General features: G+C 40.6%; 16 protein-coding genes. 8 read left to right on the forward strand and 8 right to left on the reverse strand.

Annotated features, from left to right (window positions below; translation table 11 throughout):
• Positions 1-41: 41 nt before the first annotated feature.
• Positions 42-851, forward strand: a complete 810-nt coding sequence (locus PSH54_RS05410; protein ID WP_273605655.1) for a phosphate/phosphite/phosphonate ABC transporter substrate-binding protein — start codon at positions 42-44, stop codon at positions 849-851.
• A complete protein-coding gene (locus tag PSH54_RS05415; RefSeq protein ID WP_273605656.1) occupies positions 838-3,084 on the forward strand; it encodes an ATP-binding protein in 2,247 nt (748 codons plus the stop codon). Before PSH54_RS05410 ends, PSH54_RS05415 begins: the two co-directional genes overlap by 14 nt.
• A 24-nt stretch (positions 3,085-3,108) precedes the next feature.
• On the opposite strand, the gene PSH54_RS05420 is transcribed toward PSH54_RS05415, so the two are convergent.
• The gene (locus PSH54_RS05420; protein ID WP_273605657.1) at positions 3,109-4,626 is read right to left on the reverse strand and encodes a S10 family peptidase; all 1,518 of its coding nucleotides are present in this window, start codon (positions 4,624-4,626) and stop codon (positions 3,109-3,111) included.
• Between the two features lie 337 nt (positions 4,627-4,963).
• Between PSH54_RS05420 and PSH54_RS05425 the strand changes: the two genes are divergently transcribed.
• From PSH54_RS05425 to mrcB, 4 genes are all read left to right on the forward strand, one after another.
• Positions 4,964-6,184: a GGDEF domain-containing response regulator gene (locus PSH54_RS05425; RefSeq protein WP_029773860.1), complete on the forward strand. Its 1,221-nt coding sequence runs from the start codon at positions 4,964-4,966 to the stop codon at positions 6,182-6,184.
• Positions 6,185-6,406: 222 nt separating this feature from the next.
• Positions 6,407-6,745, forward strand: coding sequence for a P-II family nitrogen regulator (locus PSH54_RS05430; RefSeq protein ID WP_004587162.1), 339 nt, complete (start codon positions 6,407-6,409; stop codon positions 6,743-6,745).
• 12 nt (positions 6,746-6,757) lie between these two features.
• A complete protein-coding gene (locus PSH54_RS05435) occupies positions 6,758-7,987 on the forward strand; it encodes an ammonium transporter (protein WP_004587161.1) in 1,230 nt (409 codons plus the stop codon).
• 148 nt (positions 7,988-8,135) lie between these two features.
• Entirely contained in the window at positions 8,136-10,478 is a 2,343-nt protein-coding gene (gene mrcB, locus PSH54_RS05440; protein ID WP_004587160.1) for a penicillin-binding protein 1B, read from the forward strand.
• Positions 10,479-10,539: 61 nt separating this feature from the next.
• Here mrcB and PSH54_RS05445 read toward each other — a convergent pair whose 3' ends face one another.
• The 5 genes from PSH54_RS05445 to PSH54_RS05465 all read right to left on the reverse strand — a co-directional run bounded on the left by PSH54_RS05445 (position 10,540) and on the right by PSH54_RS05465 (position 17,112).
• Entirely contained in the window at positions 10,540-12,381 is a 1,842-nt protein-coding gene (locus tag PSH54_RS05445; RefSeq protein ID WP_273605658.1) for a methyl-accepting chemotaxis protein, read from the reverse strand.
• 157 nt (positions 12,382-12,538) lie between these two features.
• Positions 12,539-13,819: a glutamate-1-semialdehyde 2,1-aminomutase gene (gene hemL / locus PSH54_RS05450; RefSeq protein ID WP_004587157.1), complete on the reverse strand. Its 1,281-nt coding sequence runs from the start codon at positions 13,817-13,819 to the stop codon at positions 12,539-12,541.
• A gap of 35 nt (positions 13,820-13,854) precedes the next feature.
• Positions 13,855-14,871, reverse strand: coding sequence for an aspartate carbamoyltransferase (locus PSH54_RS05455; protein ID WP_004587156.1), 1,017 nt, complete (start codon positions 14,869-14,871; stop codon positions 13,855-13,857).
• Positions 14,872-14,987: 116 nt separating this feature from the next.
• On the reverse strand, positions 14,988-15,422 hold the full coding sequence (locus PSH54_RS05460; RefSeq protein WP_024034304.1) for a CopD family protein: 435 nt from the start codon (positions 15,420-15,422) through the stop codon (positions 14,988-14,990).
• Positions 15,423-15,429: 7 nt separating this feature from the next.
• Positions 15,430-17,112, reverse strand: a complete 1,683-nt coding sequence (locus tag PSH54_RS05465) for a chloride channel protein (protein WP_055252948.1) — start codon at positions 17,110-17,112, stop codon at positions 15,430-15,432.
• A gap of 248 nt (positions 17,113-17,360) precedes the next feature.
• Between PSH54_RS05465 and erpA the strand changes: the two genes are divergently transcribed.
• The gene (gene erpA, locus PSH54_RS05470) at positions 17,361-17,699 is read left to right on the forward strand and encodes an iron-sulfur cluster insertion protein ErpA (RefSeq protein ID WP_002958911.1); all 339 of its coding nucleotides are present in this window, start codon (positions 17,361-17,363) and stop codon (positions 17,697-17,699) included.
• Positions 17,700-17,747: 48 nt separating this feature from the next.
• Here the strand turns inward: erpA and PSH54_RS05475 are convergent, their stop codons facing one another.
• Entirely contained in the window at positions 17,748-17,936 is a 189-nt protein-coding gene (locus PSH54_RS05475) for a hypothetical protein (RefSeq protein WP_004587152.1), read from the reverse strand.
• A 499-nt stretch (positions 17,937-18,435) separates the two neighbouring features.
• On the opposite strand from PSH54_RS05475, the gene PSH54_RS05480 reads away from it, so the two are divergent.
• Positions 18,436-18,675, forward strand: a complete 240-nt coding sequence (locus tag PSH54_RS05480; protein WP_004587151.1) for a helix-turn-helix domain-containing protein — start codon at positions 18,436-18,438, stop codon at positions 18,673-18,675.
• A 71-nt stretch (positions 18,676-18,746) separates the two neighbouring features.
• Here the strand turns inward: PSH54_RS05480 and PSH54_RS05485 are convergent, their stop codons facing one another.
• Positions 18,747-20,126, reverse strand: a complete 1,380-nt coding sequence (locus PSH54_RS05485) for an AmpG family muropeptide MFS transporter (protein ID WP_273605659.1) — start codon at positions 20,124-20,126, stop codon at positions 18,747-18,749.
• Positions 20,127-20,155: the final 29 nt, after the last annotated feature.

Here is a 20,155-nt window from a genome sequence, read left to right on the forward strand (position 1 = left end):
AACTATGCTTATAGTCATAAACCTACAACGGTAAGACTAATATGAAGTGTAGTGTTGTTTTGCTTTTTTTATTCAATAGTATGGGTGTCTATGCTCAAACCTTTACTTTTGGTGTAGTTCCGCAATATGAGCCTCAAAAACTCACTGCAATATGGCAGCCCTTTCTTAATAAAGTAACCGAAAAAACAGGCGTGCAACTAAAGCTTGTTACCGTGGAATCAATCCCGGTTTTTGAGCAAGGGTTTGCAGATGGCGATTACGATTTTGCTTATATGAACCCATGGCATAGTGTGATTGCTTTCGACAAGCAAGGCTATTTACCTATAGTGAAAGATGCTGCGCGCCATTTGCAAGGCGTATTAGTGGTCAATAAAAACAGTAATATTGAATCCGTTGAGCAGCTTGAAGGCGCCGAAATTGCTTTTCCTGCGCCTAATGCATTAGGCGCTTCTTTATTAATGCGGGCGGAGCTTGCCCTATTGTATGGCTTAACAATAAAGCCTGTGTATGTACAAACGCACTCATCTGTTTATTTAAATGTGGCACTTAACGCAACGCCTGCCGGCGGCGGGGTAATGGGCACATTAAAGCAACAGCCTCAAAATTTGCAGCAAAAGCTGAAGGTTATTTACAAAACGCGGAAGGTTAGCCGCCACCCCATTGTGGTTCACCCTAGAGTAAATAATCAGGTACAAGCGCAAGTTCAACAAGCAATTATAGAAATAGGGAGCGACCCTAAACAAAAACACTTATTAGCGGGTATTCCTATAATTAACCCAAGTAAAGCAAGCATTGACGATTACAACCAATTAACGCAATGGGGTTTACGCTCGTTTTATGTTGAAAATTAACTGGTGGCGCAGCCTAAGGGTTCAAAGCTTTATTGCGGTAATGGCATTTGGCTTTTTATTAATATGCTTATTTATTTTTTACGCTTTGCCAGAGCAAGCTAGGTGGGTAAACGATGGCCTTTCTAGCGCAGCGCAGCGCTCTTTACAGCAACTATCTACATCAATAAAAACCCCTTTATTAACTCGCCAATACGCACAGCTTTATGAGCAAATAGACGCGCAACTTAATACAAACCCTAATTGGAAAGCAATTAGAGTAGTAGAGCCTTCTACAGGTAATCAGTTATATCCTTTAGATGAGTGGCAGCTGTTAGCGCAGCAGGGCAATGTTACGTTAAATGAGCACATTACTTTTTTAGATAAACCTTTGGCTGAAATAACGTTAGTCGTTAATTTTGAAGACAAAATAAACGAAGCGGCCAAGCTACATTACACGTTAATTTATATTCAGTTTTTTATACTTGTGGTGTTTTTTATTGGCTTAGCTTGGTTGGTCGATTATAGAATTACCAGCCCTTTACGGGCGCTCGAAGTCGCCTTTTCTAAACTGGCTAAAGGGAACTTTGATTGCCACGTTAGCGTTCAGCAAAAAAATGAGATTGGCAGCGTCATAAATGCATTTAATAAAATGGCCGGTGAGGTTGCTACTAATCATCAAAAAGTAAACGCGCTGAGAATTCAAGCCGAGTCGGCCAGTAAGGCTAAGTCTGACTTTATGGCGAGTATGAGCCATGAGCTTAGAACGCCGTTAAATGCGATTTTAGGGTTAGCGCAGCTTTATCAATATGACAGTAAAGCAACCGAGGTACACAAAGACAATGCGCAAAGTATTTACCAAGCTGGGGAGCATTTACTTTTACTAATAAACGACGTGCTAGATTTAACTTCTATTGAGTCGGGGAATATGCAGTTTAATTTTGAATATGCCTCCGTGAAAGACATGCTACAGCATAGTATTGAAATGGTGAGCGAACTTGCCAGAGTTGAGCTTGTTACTATAGATACTCACAATATTGACTCCCTAGAAGGTATTTACTTATATGTAGATAAGCGCCGTTTTAAACAGGTACTGCTTAATTTACTTTCCAACGCAATAAAATATAACAAAGTGCGAGGTAAAATAGATATACGTTGCGAGATTGCTGATTCAAGCCGCTGTAATATTGATATTGAAGATACAGGGTGCGGTTTTTCAGAAGATGATATTTTAAGGCTTTTTAAACCCTTTGATAGACTAGGGGCAGAGACCAGTAAAACACATGGTACGGGCATAGGTTTAGTTATTACTAAAGAGCTTGTAGAGCGTATGCAAGGGCAGCTACAAGTAAATAGCCAAATAAATAAAGGCGCGTGCTTTACCATTCGCTTTAATAGTTTTAAAGAAAGCGCTTTAACCACTATACAAGCTGATGAACCGATAAATCACCCCAGCAGTGAGCCCGCAGACTCCGCCACAGGTAAACTCCCAGTATTAAATGTGCTGGTGGCAGAAGATCAACTGACTAATCAGCAGGTTTTAAAGCAGCAACTGACCATGCTTGGTGTTAACTCAACGTTTGCAAATAATGGTGAACAGGCCTGGCAAATGCTCCAAGATAATTGTTTTGATATGCTACTTACCGATATTCAAATGCCGTTGTTAAATGGCCTTGAGTTGGCTAAAAAAATCCGAAAAAACACACAGTTCAATGAGCTAATAATTATTGCTGTTACGGCCAACATAATGGAAAAAAATATACAAGATTGTTACAGCGCTGGGATGAACGGTTTTTTAACTAAACCGATAGAGCTTGAAAGCCTAAAAGCACTGTTGATGAAACACTCGCAAGGCATTGTTCCTTCGCATACACAGCCGCTGCAAATCACAGCGCAAGCAAGCTCTATGTACAGTCAATTAGATATGCCTTTATTGTTTTCGATGTTAGGAAAAGATACGCATGTACATTGTTTAGTCTTTCAGGCGTTTTTACAGACCGCTTATGAGCAAGTTAAATTAATTGAAGCATATACACATAGTTTAAATTATGCCGATTTATCTTTTCAGGCGCATGGTTTAAAGTCATCTGCTAAATCGGTTGCAGCGTTAAAGTTAAGTGATACCTGCCAGCAGATAGAAAGCTTAGCCGCGCAAAATAAGGTCGATGAAGCGTTATTATTTGCACTACAAACAGGGTTTAATGAAGTGGTTACACAGTTAAAAGTGTACTGTAATAAACATGAGGCATCTTCGTAATGCCTCATGTAATGGCCCTTTTAATTAATATTTAGCGGCCTGCCCTTTAGCGGGTAGGGAGCTTAAAATGAAGTCGCGTAAGTCGTTATTAGAAAGCTTAAGATCTTCATGTCGTAGGTACATCATATGGCCGCTGCGGTACCCTTTAAAGCTTAACCTGTCTTTCATTTTTCCACTTGGGTCAAGCTGCCATAACGTGTATTTAGCATCAAAGTAATTTGTTGCGCCATCGTAGTAACCCGCTTGAATCATGACGTTTAAATACGGGTTTTGCGCCATCGCTAAACGTAAGTTTTCGCCGGTATTATTTTTACTGCGATCCCATGGGTGAACATTGCCAAATAAGTTGTATTTTACATCCGTTTTATAGTTGAGCTCTTCACGCAGGTAATAGTTAATTGCAGGCGTAAATGAGTGCAGCCAAGAGGTAAGCTCAGCCCAGTAATCAGGTGATTCGCCAGCATCGCGTTTATCAATACCTAAATAGCGCGAATCTAGACGTCCGACAGTTTGTCCACGCTCACGTAAAAGTTCTTTCCAAAAAAACCGAGTGGGAATATCTAAGTTGTTTTGCGCTACAAACTGCTCTGAAAGGCCTGCATATTCGGCCATTTTCTTTATTATTTGGCGTTTTTTATCGGCATCGATAAAGCCACCTTTAGCGAGGGCAGGAATAAGCTCATTAATAGTGAACTGTTCTACTTCGGGTAAAAGTTCATTGAGATCTTTTTCTTGCCAGTTTTTATTCAGTGCTTTGTGATACCACGCAGTTGCAGCAAAATAAGGTAAGCGATTAGCCGCTTTTATAGGACCGTCGCGCTTTATACCAATATCGGTCGGCGATACTAATACCACACCATTAATGTACATCCATTGACTGTTTTGTAGTTCATGGGCAAGGCCTGATACACGAGTAGTGCCGTAGCTTTCTCCAATTAAAAACTTAGGTGAGCGCCAGCGCTCGTTTCGGTTAACAAAGGTATTTAGCCATTCAGCTAAGTATTTTATGTCGGCATTGACACCAAAAAAGTGCTCTTTTTGTTGCTCTTTCGAAAGCATTTCACCTTTGGCGTTTTCTACTACGCGTGAATAACCTGTATTTACCGGATTTACATAAACAATATCTGCTACATCTAATACTGAGTAGGGGTTATCTTTTACGCCATAAGGCTGAATGGGGTAGCCTTCGTCATCAATTTTTAATACGCGTGGGCCAGTATAGGCTAAGTGCATCCATACAGATGCAGAGCCAGGACCGCCATTAAACGATATCAGTAATGGGCGAGCTGCGGTGTCATCGACTTTATCTCGTGTGTAATAGGTATATTGTAATGTGGCAATGGTATCGCCATTATCACTCCACACCGGCTGAGTGCCTGTTTTAACGGTGTAGCTAAAGCGTTCACCATTAATTTTTGCTTTATGCTTAGTGACTACGTGGCTATCAATGTCTATTTTTCGTTGGTTTTCTGCTGTTGCAGTACTGCTAAGCAATACGATGGCAAGCGCTAAGGTGTAACGAGTTAATTGGACAAGCTTCATTGTCGTTCCTTATTTTTGTTTAGATGCTATTTAAAATAAAAAACACACAAATAACAAAAGTATTGAGATTAATGGTCGATAATACTGGTTAAGTCTAAACTTATACACAGCGTGTTTGTTTATTTAGGGTTAATTTATCCTAGCGTGTTTAGCTTAGCTAAAAAATCAAGTATATTTGGTCGGCTTTGTATTTGAATTAAATACAAGCCTTGCGCTTACATTAATGGACCTAGCCTACTTACTGGCTACATAAACAGAACTTTACTGGATGTTTTTCATAGCTTGTCGCTTCAGTGCAAGTTTAAGTACGTAAAATAACAAGATTAAAGAGAAGTTTATGCAAAGAGTATTAGTGGTTGAAGACAGTAAAGTAGTGCAGCAGGTGCTACGCCACTTAACGGCTCAATATTTAGATGTCGCTGTCGATTTCGCATGGTCATTAAATGAATGCCAAGACTATATTGAGAAACATAAATACTCGCTGGCTTTAGTTGATTTAACTTTGCCTGATGCACCTAATGGCGAGGTCGCTAAATTTACACTTTCACACGCTATTCCTACTGTGGTACTTACCTCAAAAATTGATGAATATAAGCGCCAACAAATGCTAGAGCTTGGTGTTATTGATTACGTAATTAAAGACAATCGCGATTCATACCATTACGCTATCAAGTTAGTGGCTCAGCTTCTGAGAAATCAAGGCTGTAAGGCCTTGGTTGCTGATGATTCGGTGTTAAGCCGCTCCTTAATGAAGCAAATGCTAGAAAAGCAATTATTTGATGTAACCGATGCGCAAGATGGTCAGCAAGCACTCGAAATAATAAAAAGTAACCCTAATATAAAATTGCTCATGACCGATTATGCGATGCCATTAATGGATGGCTTTGAACTGGTTAAAGCGGTGCGTAATTTTAGAGGGCGAGATGATTTGGCCATTATCGGGCTTTCGGGTGCAGGTAAACATGGGTTATCGGCTCGGTTTATTAAATACGGTGCCAACGACTTTTTAACAAAGCCATTTATGAATGAAGAGTTTCATTGTCGTGTTATGCAAACAATGGAGCAGTTGTCACTGATTGCGGATATTAAAGAAAGTGCTTACAGAGACTATTTAACGGGTATGTATAACCGCCGTTATTTTTACCAATATGCAGAGCAACTATTAAAAAAACAACAGCAAAATACGCTTGCATTACTCGATATAGATTTTTTTAAAAATATTAATGACACCTTAGGCCACGAAGCGGGCGATCAGGCACTAAAGCAGGTAGCCACGTTAATTAAAACTACGTTTTCTAAGTTTACCGTTGCGCGGGTGGGCGGCGAAGAGTTTGCCATTATATTAGATGATATAGACACGGCGCGTGGGCGAGAGTACTTAGAAGGCTTTAGAAAAAAACTCGCTAAACATGAATTTTTAATCGATGAAAAACCGTTTTCTATCACCATTAGTATTGGTGTGGCTGATTTTCAAAACACTGATTTAACTCAGGCCATGCGCATCGCTGATGCAGCCCTTTACGAAGCCAAAAACAATGGCCGAAACTGTGTTGTGTAAATATAAAAAAGTAACACTAATTACAAGCTAGTAGGGCATCACTTTTGATGATGCACCAATGTAGCTAAGTTGTTAAAAAAGCGCACCTTGATGGTGCGTTTTTTTTGTTTTAAATTTACTATTTATGCTTATCTTATTGATATTAAGTGTTTTTTAATAGTGGCACAAAGGTTGGATTATGTAAGCCAACAGGATAACAATAAAGCGTCCGAGGGGGCCACTATGAAAATGATTAGTGCAATCATAAAACCATTTAAATTAGACGATGTGCGTGAAGCGCTCGCTGATTTAGGTATTGAAGGGATGACCGTAGTTGATGTTAAAGGTTTTGGACGTCAACGAGGCCATACAGAGCTGTATCGTGGAGCAGAGTATCAGGTAGATTTTATTCCTAAGATCAAACTTGAAATTGCTACTCGTACTGAAAATTGCCAACGCGTAGTTGAAGCAATTACCAAAATTGCATCAACAGGCAAAATTGGTGACGGTAAAATTTTCGTGTACGACTTAGATCAAATTGTGCGTATTCGTACGGGCGAACTTGATGAAGAAGCAATTTAAGGGGGCTGATTAATGGAAAACACAATTGTAGAACTCAAATTTTCACTCGACACCTTTTATTTTCTGGTGTCGGGTATACTAGTAATGTGGATGGCAGCAGGTTTTGCCATGTTAGAAGCGGGTTTAGTTCGCTCTAAAAATACCACTGAAATTTTAACTAAAAACGTGGCGCTGTATTCTATCGCATGTACCATGTTTTTATTGGTTGGCTACAACATTATGTATGTAGACAACGCTGAAGGCGGCATCATCCCTTCAATTGGCGCATTAATTGGCACGCAAGCGGCCGATGCTGACCACTCTTTAGAATCTGACTTTTTCTTCCAAGTAGTATTTGTTGCAACGGCTATGTCGATTGTATCGGGTGCCGTGGCTGAACGTATGAAGTTATTTGCTTTCTTAGCATTTGCAGTTGTTTTAACTGGCTTTATTTACCCAATGGAAGGTTACTGGACATGGGGCGGCGGTTTCTTATCAGAAATGGGCTTTGTTGACTTTGCAGGCTCTGCAATTGTTCATGGTGCCGGTGCTGCAGCTGCTTTAGCGGGTGTAATTTTACTTGGCGCTCGTAAAGGTAAATACGGTAAAAACGGTGAAATTTACCCAATTCCAGGTTCTAACCTACCACTTGCTACATTAGGTACGTTTATTTTATGGATGGGTTGGTTTGGTTTTAACGGTGGTTCGCAATTACTTCTTTCAGATAAAGAAAATGCAACAGCTGTAGGTCAAATTTTACTTAACACCAATGCCGCAGCGGCAATGGGTGCAATTGCTGCACTGTTTGTATGTAAAGTGTTGTGGGGTAAAGCTGATTTAACTATGGTACTAAACGGCGCATTAGCAGGTTTAGTTGTTATTACAGCAGACCCACTTTCACCATCTCCATTAATGGCCTGTTTACTAGGTATTTTAGGTGGCTCACTGGTTGTATTTAGCATTGTAGCTCTAGATAAAGCGAAGATTGATGACCCAGTAGGTGCTATCTCTGTTCACGGTGTATGTGGCGCGTTAGGTATTATGTTAGTCCCTGTATCTAACGGCGATGCAAACTTTGTAACACAGCTTATTGGTTTAGTGACTATTTTAGCCTTTGTTTTTGTAGCTTCATTTATTGTGTGGGCTATTTTAAAGCAAACTATGGGTATTCGCGTAACCGAAGAAGAAGAGCTAAGCGGTATGGACCAACACGATTGTGGTGTTGATGCTTACCCTGAGTTTGTATCTGTTCGCAGTAACTAATATTAAATAGATTAATCATTGTGTTCACAAAGCCCTACCTTGGTAGGGCTTTTTTCGTTTCAGGGAAGGTTAACTTTTCAGGTGTTAGGCTATACCCAATATGCTAAGCTCACACTCGTGAATAAACCTTGGAATAAATTACACTTAAATGGCTGACAACAAAAAAACACCCAGTAGTAAAACCACTCCTAAGCGTGCACCTAAAGCAACTAGCTCGCCACGTAAAGCTAAATCAAAAACGACTAAAAAAACGTCAAACACTGTTGTTAAACGCACATTTATGCGAAAAACATGGTCTGTTTTTTGGAAATTGAGCTTAGCTGTTTTTATTGCTATGGCCATGTATCTTATTTATTTAGATTCAAAAACAACACGTATATTTGAAGGTAATAAATGGCAGTTACCTGCCCAAGTATACGCACGCTCAATGGAGTTTTACCCAGGGCAGTTTTTATCTAGTCAAGAGGTTGTGTGGGAGCTTGAGCGCCTCAATTATTCATCAGTTAATAGGCTAAGCCGCACGGGGCAGTTTGTAAAAACAGCCGATAGCATAAAAATTTACCGACGCGACTTTGAGTTTTATGATGGCCTTGAAGAATCGCACATTATTGAGCTGCGTTTTGCGGGGCAGAAGGTAGCAACCATTAAAGATAAATTTGGCAGGCGCCTAAACAGTGCTCGCCTAGAGCCTGTGCAAATAGCCCGTATTGGAAATGATTCAAAGCAAGATAGAGAGTTTGTACCGCTTGATAAGTTTCCGCCTATGTTGAAAGACACGTTATTAGTGGTAGAAGATCGGGATTTTTATCAGCACCATGGTGTGTCGGTATTTTCTATTTTGCGCGCGCTTTATTCAAACATTAAAGCAGGGCGTACCGTGCAAGGTGGCAGCACCTTAACGCAGCAGCTTGCAAAAAATATATACCTAACGCGTGAGCGTTCTTTAGTGCGTAAAATAAATGAGGCATTTATTGCGCTTATTCTAGATTACCGTTATTCAAAAGATCAGATTTTAGAAGCTTATTTAAATGAAGTTTACCTAGGTCAGTCTTATAACCAAGGCGTGCATGGCATGGGCTTGGCCTCTGAGTTTTATTTTTCAAAGCCTGTTGATGAGCTGGAATATGACCAAATAGCGCTGCTGGTGGCGATGGTCAAAGGGCCTTCGTATTACAATCCTCGTCGCTATAAAGAACGCACTATGGAGCGTCGCGACCTAGTACTGCGCTTAATGGTTGAAAACAAGCTACTAACTACAAAAGAATACCGTGCATCACTTAAACGCCCAATTGATATAGCGCCTATGAAAGCAAGTTTACAAAAGTCATACCCTGGCTTTTTAGAACTTGTAAACCGTGAGCTTAAGCAGTTATTACCTGATCAAAAAACACTAGATGCTGGGGTTCGTGTATTTACTTACTTTGATTTGCAAAAACAAACGGCGATGGAAGAGTCCATTCAAAAAAGTTTACCGTATTTAGAAAAACGCCCTAACACCGATAAACTCGAAGCAGCCATGATCTCAGTAAATGTAGAAAAAGGCGGTGTGTCGGCATTAGTGTCGGGACGCGATGTTCGCTACTCAGGTTTTAACCGAGTGCTCGATACTAAACGAAATATTGGCTCTTTAGTTAAACCCGCGGTGTACTTAACAGCCCTGCAGTTACCACACTATAACTTAGCCACATTACTTGATGACTCCCCTGTGCAGGTAACAAATGAGCAAGGTAAAGTGTGGCAACCTGAGAACTTTGATCACCAATACCGAGGTGCATTACCACTTTATAAAGCCTTTAGTAACAGTATTAATATTCCTGCGGTAAATTTAGGCCTAGATGTAGGTGTTGATAAAGTAGCAAATACGCTCAAAGGGTTAGGAGCAAAAGGTAATATAGATGAATACCCCTCGCTGCTACTTGGTGCTGTAGAAATGTCGAGCTTTGAGGTTGCTCAGCTTTATACCACTATCGCAGCAGATGGCGAGTATAGAGAGCTTACCTCTGTATCTGCGCTAACAGACTCGGTAGGTAACGTATTGTATAAGCATAAAGTTAAGTCTGAGCCGCGCTTTGCAAAAGACGCTGTATATATGACTAAATATGCCATGAAGCGAGTGACAAAAGACGGCACCGCTAAGCGTTTAAATTTACACTTTCCATCAATTCAGCTTGCCGGTAAAACAGGCACTAGTAATGATTTACGTGATAGCTGGTTTGCAGGGTTTGATCAAAACACAGTGACCGTTGCATGGCTTGGTAGAGACGATAATAGAAGCACCGGTTTAACAGGGAGTGTGGGCGCGTTAGAAGCTTATATTCGTTACTTAAAACCGCTCAACCCTGAAGCAATAGCTGATACACGCCCGCCATCAATAAGATGGGCTTTCGTCAATGAAAGAACGGGTTTACAAGCACCGCCCGGATGCGGAAAAGTCATTCAGTTACCACTAAGAGCCAGTGAGTTTGAACCTAGGCCGCAGTGTATACGCTAATAAAATAAAACCTTAATAATAAAACCGCTAACTCAGCGGTTTTATTATATTTAGCTTCCTATCAAGATTTAAAAAACTGCATTGATTTAGTTAAGTCATCAGAGAGCTGACTAAGTTGCTGTGCGTCTTGCAGTGTAGATTGTGCAGAGAGAAGAGTTTGATCTGCTAAGTTACTGACTTCTTGTGCATCACTTAATGCTTGGGTGGTTGCGTTAGATTGCTCTTTAACCCGAAGTGCTATTTCCTCGCCTTGGTGTTTTATATCGCCCATGCTTTGCTCTGCACTTTGTAAAATATCGTTTGTTTCGGTGGCGGCGTTTACCGATTGTTCCATCTTCTGGACACTTGAGCGCATTTTTTGTTGTGTATCGTCAGAGGCCTGCTGAAGTGAGCTAATAATTTGGTGAATTTCTTGTGTTTGAGTTTGTGTACGCTGGGCAAGGGTTCTTACTTCATCAGCTACCACTGCAAAACCACGGCCATGTTCACCGGCTCGTGCGGCTTCTATTGCAGCGTTTAGGGCTAATAAATTAGTTTGATCGGCTATTTCGCTAATGCCTTTACTTACTTTACTAATTTCTTGGCTATCTTGAGCTAGTCTATCTAAGGCTTGTTGGCTTTCGGCAAATTCAACCTGAAGGTCTTGCATGTATTTGGCAAGTTCCATGGTGTTGTTAGAGCCTTGCTTTACATGCTGCGCGGCATCTTGCGCTGTTAACATCGCTTGATTAGCAGACTCTTCTACACTCAATGCACTTTGCTCCATATTACTTAGTGCATCATGAATAGCGTTTACCCGTATTTGCTGTTTTTCAACATCGTTACTCGTTTGGCTGCTTGCCTGTGAAAGCGATTTAGTGGCGCCGCATAGCTCCACAGTACTTGCTTTTACATTATCTAAAAGTTTTGAAAAGGCATTAAGAAGTGCGTTATATCGCGCTGCAATAATATCCATTTCATCATTAGTACTTGAGTTGATAACCGCATTTAAGTCGCCATTTGCTGCTCTTTGCGCAGCTTCGGCAAAGCGATTAATGGTATCGACCACAGCAAAGTAAAAACCTATCATCAAGTAAAACGCAAAGAGTAAACTTATTACAGATGCTGCTAATACTGTGTTTCTGATCCACTGCTGTGTTTGAAGTTTATTTTCAATAAGGGTTTCAAGGGTAGGGATGCTTTTATCAATTAGTTGGCTAATACGACTTAGCACTTGGCTGGTAAGCCCTGCAAATTCGTTTTGTGTAAGCTGTATATCATCTGGTTCAAGCAGCTTTTTATCAATGGCTGTTTTAAAAGCGGCTATGGCGTTATGTAAATTAGTGAGAGAGGGCGTGAGTGCTTTATTTACAGATGCATCGGCCGTGGTGGCAATTGTAAGTATTTTATCGAGTTGCTGCTGGTACAAAGGGAGCGACTTACTTAAGTTTGAAAGCACAATAAAAGTCTCTGGTGTAAAACGCTGGTTAGTAAGAACAGTATTAGCGCTTTGCGCTGTCGCATTTATCTGCATGATAAGCGCAGGTATAGGTGTAACTAATGCGCGATTAACATAAGCACTCGCAAGTTGGTTATCTAAGGCCAAATTAGACTGTATTGAAACCAGCTCAAGTACGTCATTCATTTGCTCATCTTTTACATTAAAACCACGTGCTTTAGCTACTTTTACATTTTTATAGGTTTCACCCTGCATTTGATTTGCAAGAATGTCTCTGTAGCTCAGTAAACCTTGTTTTTGCATTTGAGAGACGCTGATACTCTCGCTTAATAAAGAGACTAAAAAAAACAAACTAAGCGCAAGGGGTAATAATAAAATACCAAAAACTAAACCAATTTTCGTTTTATATTTTAAGTTGCCCATTAATGATATAGCAGGTGCTGCTAAGTGCCTTAAGCTCGTCATACGTTTCTCTTGTGGGGTAAAAGTGAGTCTAAAAAGTGAGACCGTATAAAGGCTAAAAACCATTCAATTATAAATACGCACAAATAAAAAAAGCCCGTAAGGGCTTTTTTTAACTACAGAGTTAATAACGCACATTATTAACACATGTGTTGGATGCTTATAGCTTAGCGAAGGCGCGCTCTGCAGCTTCTATAGTCGCTTGTACTTCTTGCTCTGTGTGCGCAGCACACACAAAGCCTGCTTCAAATGCAGAAGGTGCTAGGTATACACCTTCTTCAAGCATTAAGTGGAAAAAGCGTTTAAAGCGTTCTAAATCACATTCTGTAGCTTGTTTATAAGTGGTTACTTTTTCTGCTTCAGTGAAGAAAAAGCCATACATACCGCCAGCGTAGTTAGTGGTTAAAGGAATGCCTGCTTTTTTAGCGCCTGCTTCAAAACCTTCACAAATAGCTTTAGAAATAGCTTCTAACTTATCGTGCAAACCTGGTTCACTTAATAGCTCAAGCGATTTTAAACCCGCAGCCATTGCAATAGGGTTACCAGAAAGTGTACCGGCTTGGTAAACCGGCCCTACTGGCGCAATGTAATCCATAATTTCGGTTTTGCCGCCAAAGGCACCAACAGGCATGCCGCCACCAATGACTTTACCTAAACATGTTAAGTCAGGTTTTATGTTGTAATACGCCTGAGCGCCACCTAAAGCAACACGAAAGCCGGTCATTACTTCGTCAAAAATAAGCACCGATTTGTACTCATCACATACTGCACGCAAGCCTTCTAAAAAACCTTCTACAGGAGGAATACAGTTCATGTTACCCGCTACTGGCTCAACGATGATACAGGCAATGTCGTCTGCGTATTTTTCAAATACAGCTTTTACTTCATCAAGGTTATTAAACGATACGGTAAGTGTGTGCTTTGCAAAATCCTCAGGGATACCAGGTGAATTTGGCACACCCATGGTTAATGCGCCAGAGCCTGCTTTTACTAATAATGAGTCGGCATGGCCGTGGTAACAACCTTCAAACTTAAGGATTTTATCTCGCCCTGTATAGCCACGGGCTAAGCGAATGGCGCTCATTGTTGCTTCGGTACCCGAGCTTACCATACGTACTTTTTCGATTGAGGGTACAAGCGCTTTTACTTTTTCGGCCATTAAAATTTCGGCTTCAGTGGGCGCCCCATAACTTAAACCGTTTTCTACCGCTTCGTGAACAGCTTGCTTTATAGCTGGGTGGTTATGGCCCATGATCATCGGACCCCACGAACCTACGTAATCAATATAACGGTTGCCATCAGCGTCAAAGGTAAAGGCACCCTCGGCTTTGGTAATAAATAGTGGCGTACCACCTACACCGTTAAATGCACGTACAGGTGAATTTACGCCACCAGGAATTGAAGTTTGTGCACGATTAAATAAATCTTGGCTAATTGTCATGAAAAATCCTATTAGTTGTCGCTTGGTAAAAGTGTTTAGCTGTCGCGTTTGCGGCTAAACCAAGGTACGTCTACTTCATATTGCTCGACTTTGTTTTCTACGCCGAGGGTTAAAGCAAACAGTGCCATACGAATTAACACGCCATTTTGTACTTGGCGGAATATAGCTAAATTGTCGTTACTGTTTAAGTCGTTATCAAGCTCATTAGCTTCTAAACGGCTATCGCGTGGTAGCGGGTGCATAAGCACGGAGTTTGGCTTACAGTGCGCGTTATAAATTGATTGGCTAATTCTAAAGCCGCCACGGTATTTATTGGCTTCTTCTTGTGAAGGGAAGCGCTCTTCTTGAATACGTGTTTGGTACACAATATCGGCTGCTAAGTTCCCTTCCATTTTGTTTACTAATTGTATTTTATGGCCTGCATTTTCTACCGCATCTAAAATACTCGTTGGCATTTGTAGGCCATCGGGCGCTACCATCGAAAATTTTACGTTTTTGTAATGGCACAATAATTTAGATAATGAATGTACTGTGCGGCCATATTTTAAATCGCCAACTAAGGCGATATGCATGCCATCAATGTTTTGATCAAATCGGTTGAGTTCACGTTCAATAGTAAGCAAGTCAAGTAGTGCTTGAGTAGGGTGCTCGTTTGGGCCATCACCGCCGTTAATTACCGGTACGGTACAACCGTCTGCAAATTCGCTTACCGAGCCTGCATCAGGATGGCGCATAGCGACAGCATCAGCGTACGCTGAAATAACGCGCGCAGTGTCGTAAAGCGATTCGCCTTTAGCAAGGGCTGAGCTTTGCATGCCGGTTGTTTCGCGCACGCCACCGCCTAATAAATTAAAGGCAGTACCAAAGCTTACACGCGTACGCGTGCTTGGTTCAAAAAACAAATTAGCTAAAATAGCGCCTTCTAGCACTGTTGTTTGCTTTTGTTTTTTAGCATAAGGCTCCATTTTTTTCGCTACTGCAAAAATACGCTCAATGCAGTCTCTGTCGAGTTGATTTACCGACAGTATATGTTCACCTTGGAAACTTAACATGGGGTTATTCCTAATCAATCAAAGGGGCGCGATAATCCATAAGAATGGGGCACGCAATCGCGCGTGTTATAGCAAGTATTGTAAATTGCAGCGCAGTTTAACATGCGCTACACAGCTTATAAATTAGGTTTTATTACCGCAAGCGCAACAATAATTAGCAGCGCAATAACTGGGAGCTCATTAAAAATACGATAAAAACGGTCCGTTTTGGTATTTCTGTCGTGTTTAAAGTCGCTCAGTAATTTAAAGCAGTAGCCGTGGTATAGATATAAAATAATGACCAGTACCAGTTTGTAGTGCAGCCACATGCTGTATCTAAACCACTCACGGCCATATTCTACAATAGTGAGTACACCAAAAACGGCCGTTAAAATAGCAAACGGGGTAACAAAAAAGAGTAGCCGGCGTTCCATTACTTTAAGCATAGAGTTACAGGCTTTTTCTTCGCTCATTGCGTGGTATACAAATAACCGAGGTAAATAAAAAATACCGGCAAACCAAGCAATCATAAAAAAAATGTGCAGTGTTTTATAAATTAGTAAAGCGCTCATAAGAATCCTAAAGTAGGCTGTTACGAATAGTTAAAATATTATTTATTTGATCCCAGCGTAATAGCCCCATTATTTGCTGATCATCTAGCAAGTTGTATACATACAGGGCGCCGCTGCGTTTATCTTTTAAAATATCAAAGGCATCAGCTAAGGTCGACTGGCTGCTAATGCCTTGTAAACTAATGTAGTTTATATTTATGTTTTCGCCCGACATCAGGGTAAGGTCATACTCTGCTAGGCGATAGCCGTTTTCTTCATCGTAAACTATTAAAGGGGTTTGGCTGTCCATGGCGTCTAAGGTGTTTTTAATTTGCTCTTTATCGTCTGAATAAAGCAGTTTAAAGTCCTCATCCATATCATCCATTATGCCCACTTTTTGTAGCGCCTCCGTTGCGGGCGATACATGATAGGGTAGCCCCTGAAAATCAAGCTGTTGCAAAAATATAGACCGATTGCCAAATACTTGCAGCGCCGTTACATAGGCGGTTGTTATCACTAACATGGCCGGTACAATAATCTCTGGCGAGGACGTAAGCTCCATCACAGTTGTTAATGCTGCTAACGGCGCATGTAATGTAGCCGCGAGTAACCCTGCCATTCCTAATACGCCGTAAGTGCCTGCAATGTCAGCACCTGGGCTTATAAATTGGGCAAAAAAGGCCATTAAAGTACCTGTTAATACACCTAGCCCAATAACGGGGCCTATTAAGCCGCCCGGTATTCCTAGGCCAATGGCAAACAAGGTCGCCAGCAGTTTAGCTATTAAAATAGTGGTAAGTAGCTGCGCGTTTTCAGGCGATTCAACCGCAATAGTAATCGCACTCATACCCGAACCCATCGCTTGGGGCACTGCATAGGCAATAATACTCGCGATACAACCAGCAATGAGTAAACGAGGAAACATGCTTAAAGGTTTAAATGTTTTTATGATCAGCATTAAATTTTGATTAAAGCTATAGGCAATTGCCCCTAAGGCCATGCCACATAAAATTAAATATGGGTAATGCCAACCACTCAATGGCGTAATGCTAATAAGTGCAAGCTCTGAGCCTTCACCAAACACAAATTGGGTTGCTAATGCACCAGTTAGTGCGGCAAGCATAATTGGTACAAAAATATGCACTTTGTACTCACGTAGCACCACTTCCATTACAAAAATAACCGCAGCCAGAGGGGTATTAAACGAGGCCGCAATACCCGCGGCGACACCACAGCCACTTAATGTACGCATGGCGTTATGCGGTAAATGAAGCTTATCGGCTAATATACTTGCGCCAGTGGCGCCCATATGAACAGATGGCCCTTCGCGGCCAACCGAAAAACCACTAATAAGTGCCAGTGCACCACCAACAAATTGATTTACAGTGTTGTAAAGCGGCATTTGCCCGTAGTGGCGTTTAATGCGATGAATAACAAAAGGAATGCCTAATCGGTAGTGCTTAAAGCCAGTAAATGCAGCAAATGTCGCAATCAGTAGGGCAGCAATTAACGGCATTAAAACCCGTTCAAGAGTGGGGATAGTAGTAAAATTATCGGGAGTGTCTAAAAATAAGCTTTGAAAAAACAGAATCGTTAAGCGAAATAAAATAATAAAAAATGCAGCAATTAAACCAGCACTTACGCCTAATAAGCATAATTGCACAGAGGTTTTTGGTTTTGCTAATCGACGCCTGAGTTGCTCAAGCCACATGCTGTATTCTCCGCCACATTTTTTCAGCGAGCAGTTTAACAAAAGTGTGCAGGTAAGTCCTTGTGATTTTGCAATTTTAAACACTTATATTAACAAATATTACAGCAATCACTGAAAACACATTTTGCTATCGTATCGGCTAAAGCAATAGTTAAAAGCCTAAGATAGCACAAGAGATGTTTGACTATACTTGATTAAAACACTCGGGTATTAGATAATCACGGCATTGCGATATTGAGGGTTTTAAAATGTCTGAAGAATTACCAATAAAGTTCAGCGATGCAGCTGCTGTTCGTGTTAAACAGTTAATCGACGAAGAAGAAAATCCAGATTTAAAACTGCGTGTTTACGTAACAGGTGGTGGTTGTTCTGGTTTTCAATATGGTTTTACTTTTGATGAAAAAGCAAATCCTGGCGATTTAGAAATAGTTAAAAATGGTGTAACCCTGGTTATTGACCCAATGAGTATTCAGTACTTAGTTGATGGCGAAGTGGATTACACAGAAGGGTTAGAAGGCGCACGCTTTTTTGTATCTAATCCTAATGCAACGACTACCTGTGGGTGTGGTGCAAGTTTTAGCGTTTAAGCAATTTACGCTTAGCTATTAAAGCCGCGTTAGCGGCTTTTTTAATGCCTAAAATTCAATTGGGCTGTAATGGGTAAACTGCATTATTAATACAAAAAAGCCTAATACAAAAGCAGAAAAGGCAAGTATGTATAAAAAGCCTTTTTTACCTTGTTTAATGGGTACTCCGTAGTGACGTAAAAACAAAAACCATAAAAAGCATAGTAAAATAGGCAACAAAAATAAGACTCTAAACATACTTCCTCTTTAGTCCCTCAGTTAGGGAAAAACGTTATTTATGGGAACTTTTTTACCCTTACTGTTGTTTAAACATCAATACAGCAAGGTTATTTGCACGTTAATTTGTAACAAAGTGCTTTTATCTTACAATTAATTTTTTAGGAAAAAACTTAATATTTTTGGTACGTTAACTTAAATATTCAGCATAAGTAAAGGTTAGTGGTTGGGTAAATTTATGCAAACTATGTAATTAATTATTTAACCGAACTGTTAATAGTATATAATGTATCCAAGAGTGAGACGGGCAAAATTTCACTCTTAATAAAAATAAACCTATATCCTATTTTTGCGGGTTAGCACTGAATAGATTGGTAGGTTGAATAAGTAGCAATACCTTTGCTTATTTAAGCAATAGCTTGCTATTGAATAATGTAGTGGGTATCTGCTTATATGCCTCCAATCATTGTGTGACTACTGCTTTGACGGGTATGTCATATCATCTAGTAGGAGATGTAAAATGATGGGCAAGACTGTTTCTTCTGAAGAAAACGAAAAGCTAACTAAATGGCTTAAAACAAAACGCCATGAAAAGGGTCATACAATGCGTAGCCTGGCACAAGTGCTAGGAACACCTCACTCATTTATCGGTAAGATTGAAAATCAAGAACGCCGCTTAGATGTTATTGAGTTTGTACGTTACTGTAATGCACTTGAAGTTGATCCGCATGAAGCGCTAGGCTTAATTAAAGCGGATTAATATTGTTTTGCTTAGGGTGTTATAAGGGGCACTTGAACGGCCTAAGCAAATCACGTTAATGCAGGGATGCATTACATATTTTTATGGTAATTTTGCTCTAACTGATAGAGCTTATGCCTAATCCAATATAAAAACACCAGCGAAGGTATTACCATTAATGCCGTTAACACAAAAAATAATGCCCAATTTCCCATTAGCCAATCATCAATAACCACACCACTGTAACTTGAAAGCAATGTACGCCCTAAATTCCCAAGCGAAGCCAGTAATGCATAATGTGTTGCACTAAATGCCCGGTCACATAACATCGATATAAATGCCACCATAGCCACTAACGACCAAGCCTGAGTAAAGCCATCAATTACAATAGCAAAAGCGTATAAGCCTAAATTAGGGCCAACCAGCGCAATAGCCGAAAATGCTAAATTAGACCCCGCCATAGCAACGCCACTTATAAATAGCCCTTTTACAATGCCGTACTTTTGATTGAACAAGCTGCCCACAAAGGTAAAAGCAATGGTGAGTACTGCAGTGCCTACTTTTGAAAAAGTAGCTATGTCGCTGTTGCTAAAGCCTATTTCTTTATAAAAAACAATCGACATACGCCCTAAAAAAGCTTCGCCTATTTTAAATAAGAAAATAAATGCTAATAAGGCAAGGGCTGTTTTAACCCCATTTTTAGCAAAAAAGGTTTTAAAGGGATCAACCACTGTAACGCCAAGCCAAGCAATCACTTTAGTAAAGGGCGTTTGCTTAATGCTGGCTAGTTTTTCAAGGTATACGCGCTCAAGCTCTGCGTGAACAGCTTCTCGGTTTGATTTAGGCTCTTTGGCAAATAACACGCCGCTCATTAGTATCAACATAACAGCGGCTAAAAAGTAATACACTTGTGGCCAATCTAAAGAGGGGATATCGGCCAAGTAAAAAGGAATAGCACCCAGTAATGCGTAACCTGTCCACCAACCCGATGTGGCCATAGCAGCAGCTGCAGTGGCTTTATGAGATTCGTTTTCGCTTAACGTGTCTATTCTAAAAGCATCAATTGCTATGTCTTGTGTGGCAGAGGCGACTGCGATGAGTAAACACAAGCCAGCGGCAATCGCTAAGTTTGCTTTTAAATCAAGCCCCGCTAAAAGCAGGGTGCCAATAAACATAAAGCTTTGGCAAAATAAAATCCAGCTGCGACGTTGCCCGAACCATTTGTACAATAACGGCAGTTTGGTTCTATCAATAAGCGGCGACCACATAAAATTAATGCTGTATGCGCCAAATACAATACCAAATAAGCCAATCATACTGCGGCTTAGGCCTTCGTCTTTTAGCCAAGCCGACATCACAGAGCCAATCAGTACCCATGGAAAACCACTGCTCATACCAAATATAAAAATATTGATTAAACGTTTATCTTTAAAATACGAGAAATATTCGCTTACTGAGAGGGTTTTGCTCATAGGGCCTTCATTGGCGTTGGGTGCAACTT

It is taken from the genome of Pseudoalteromonas sp. Angola-30, from assembly GCF_028599215.1.
GTDB lineage: Bacteria > Pseudomonadota > Gammaproteobacteria > Enterobacterales > Alteromonadaceae > Pseudoalteromonas > Pseudoalteromonas atlantica.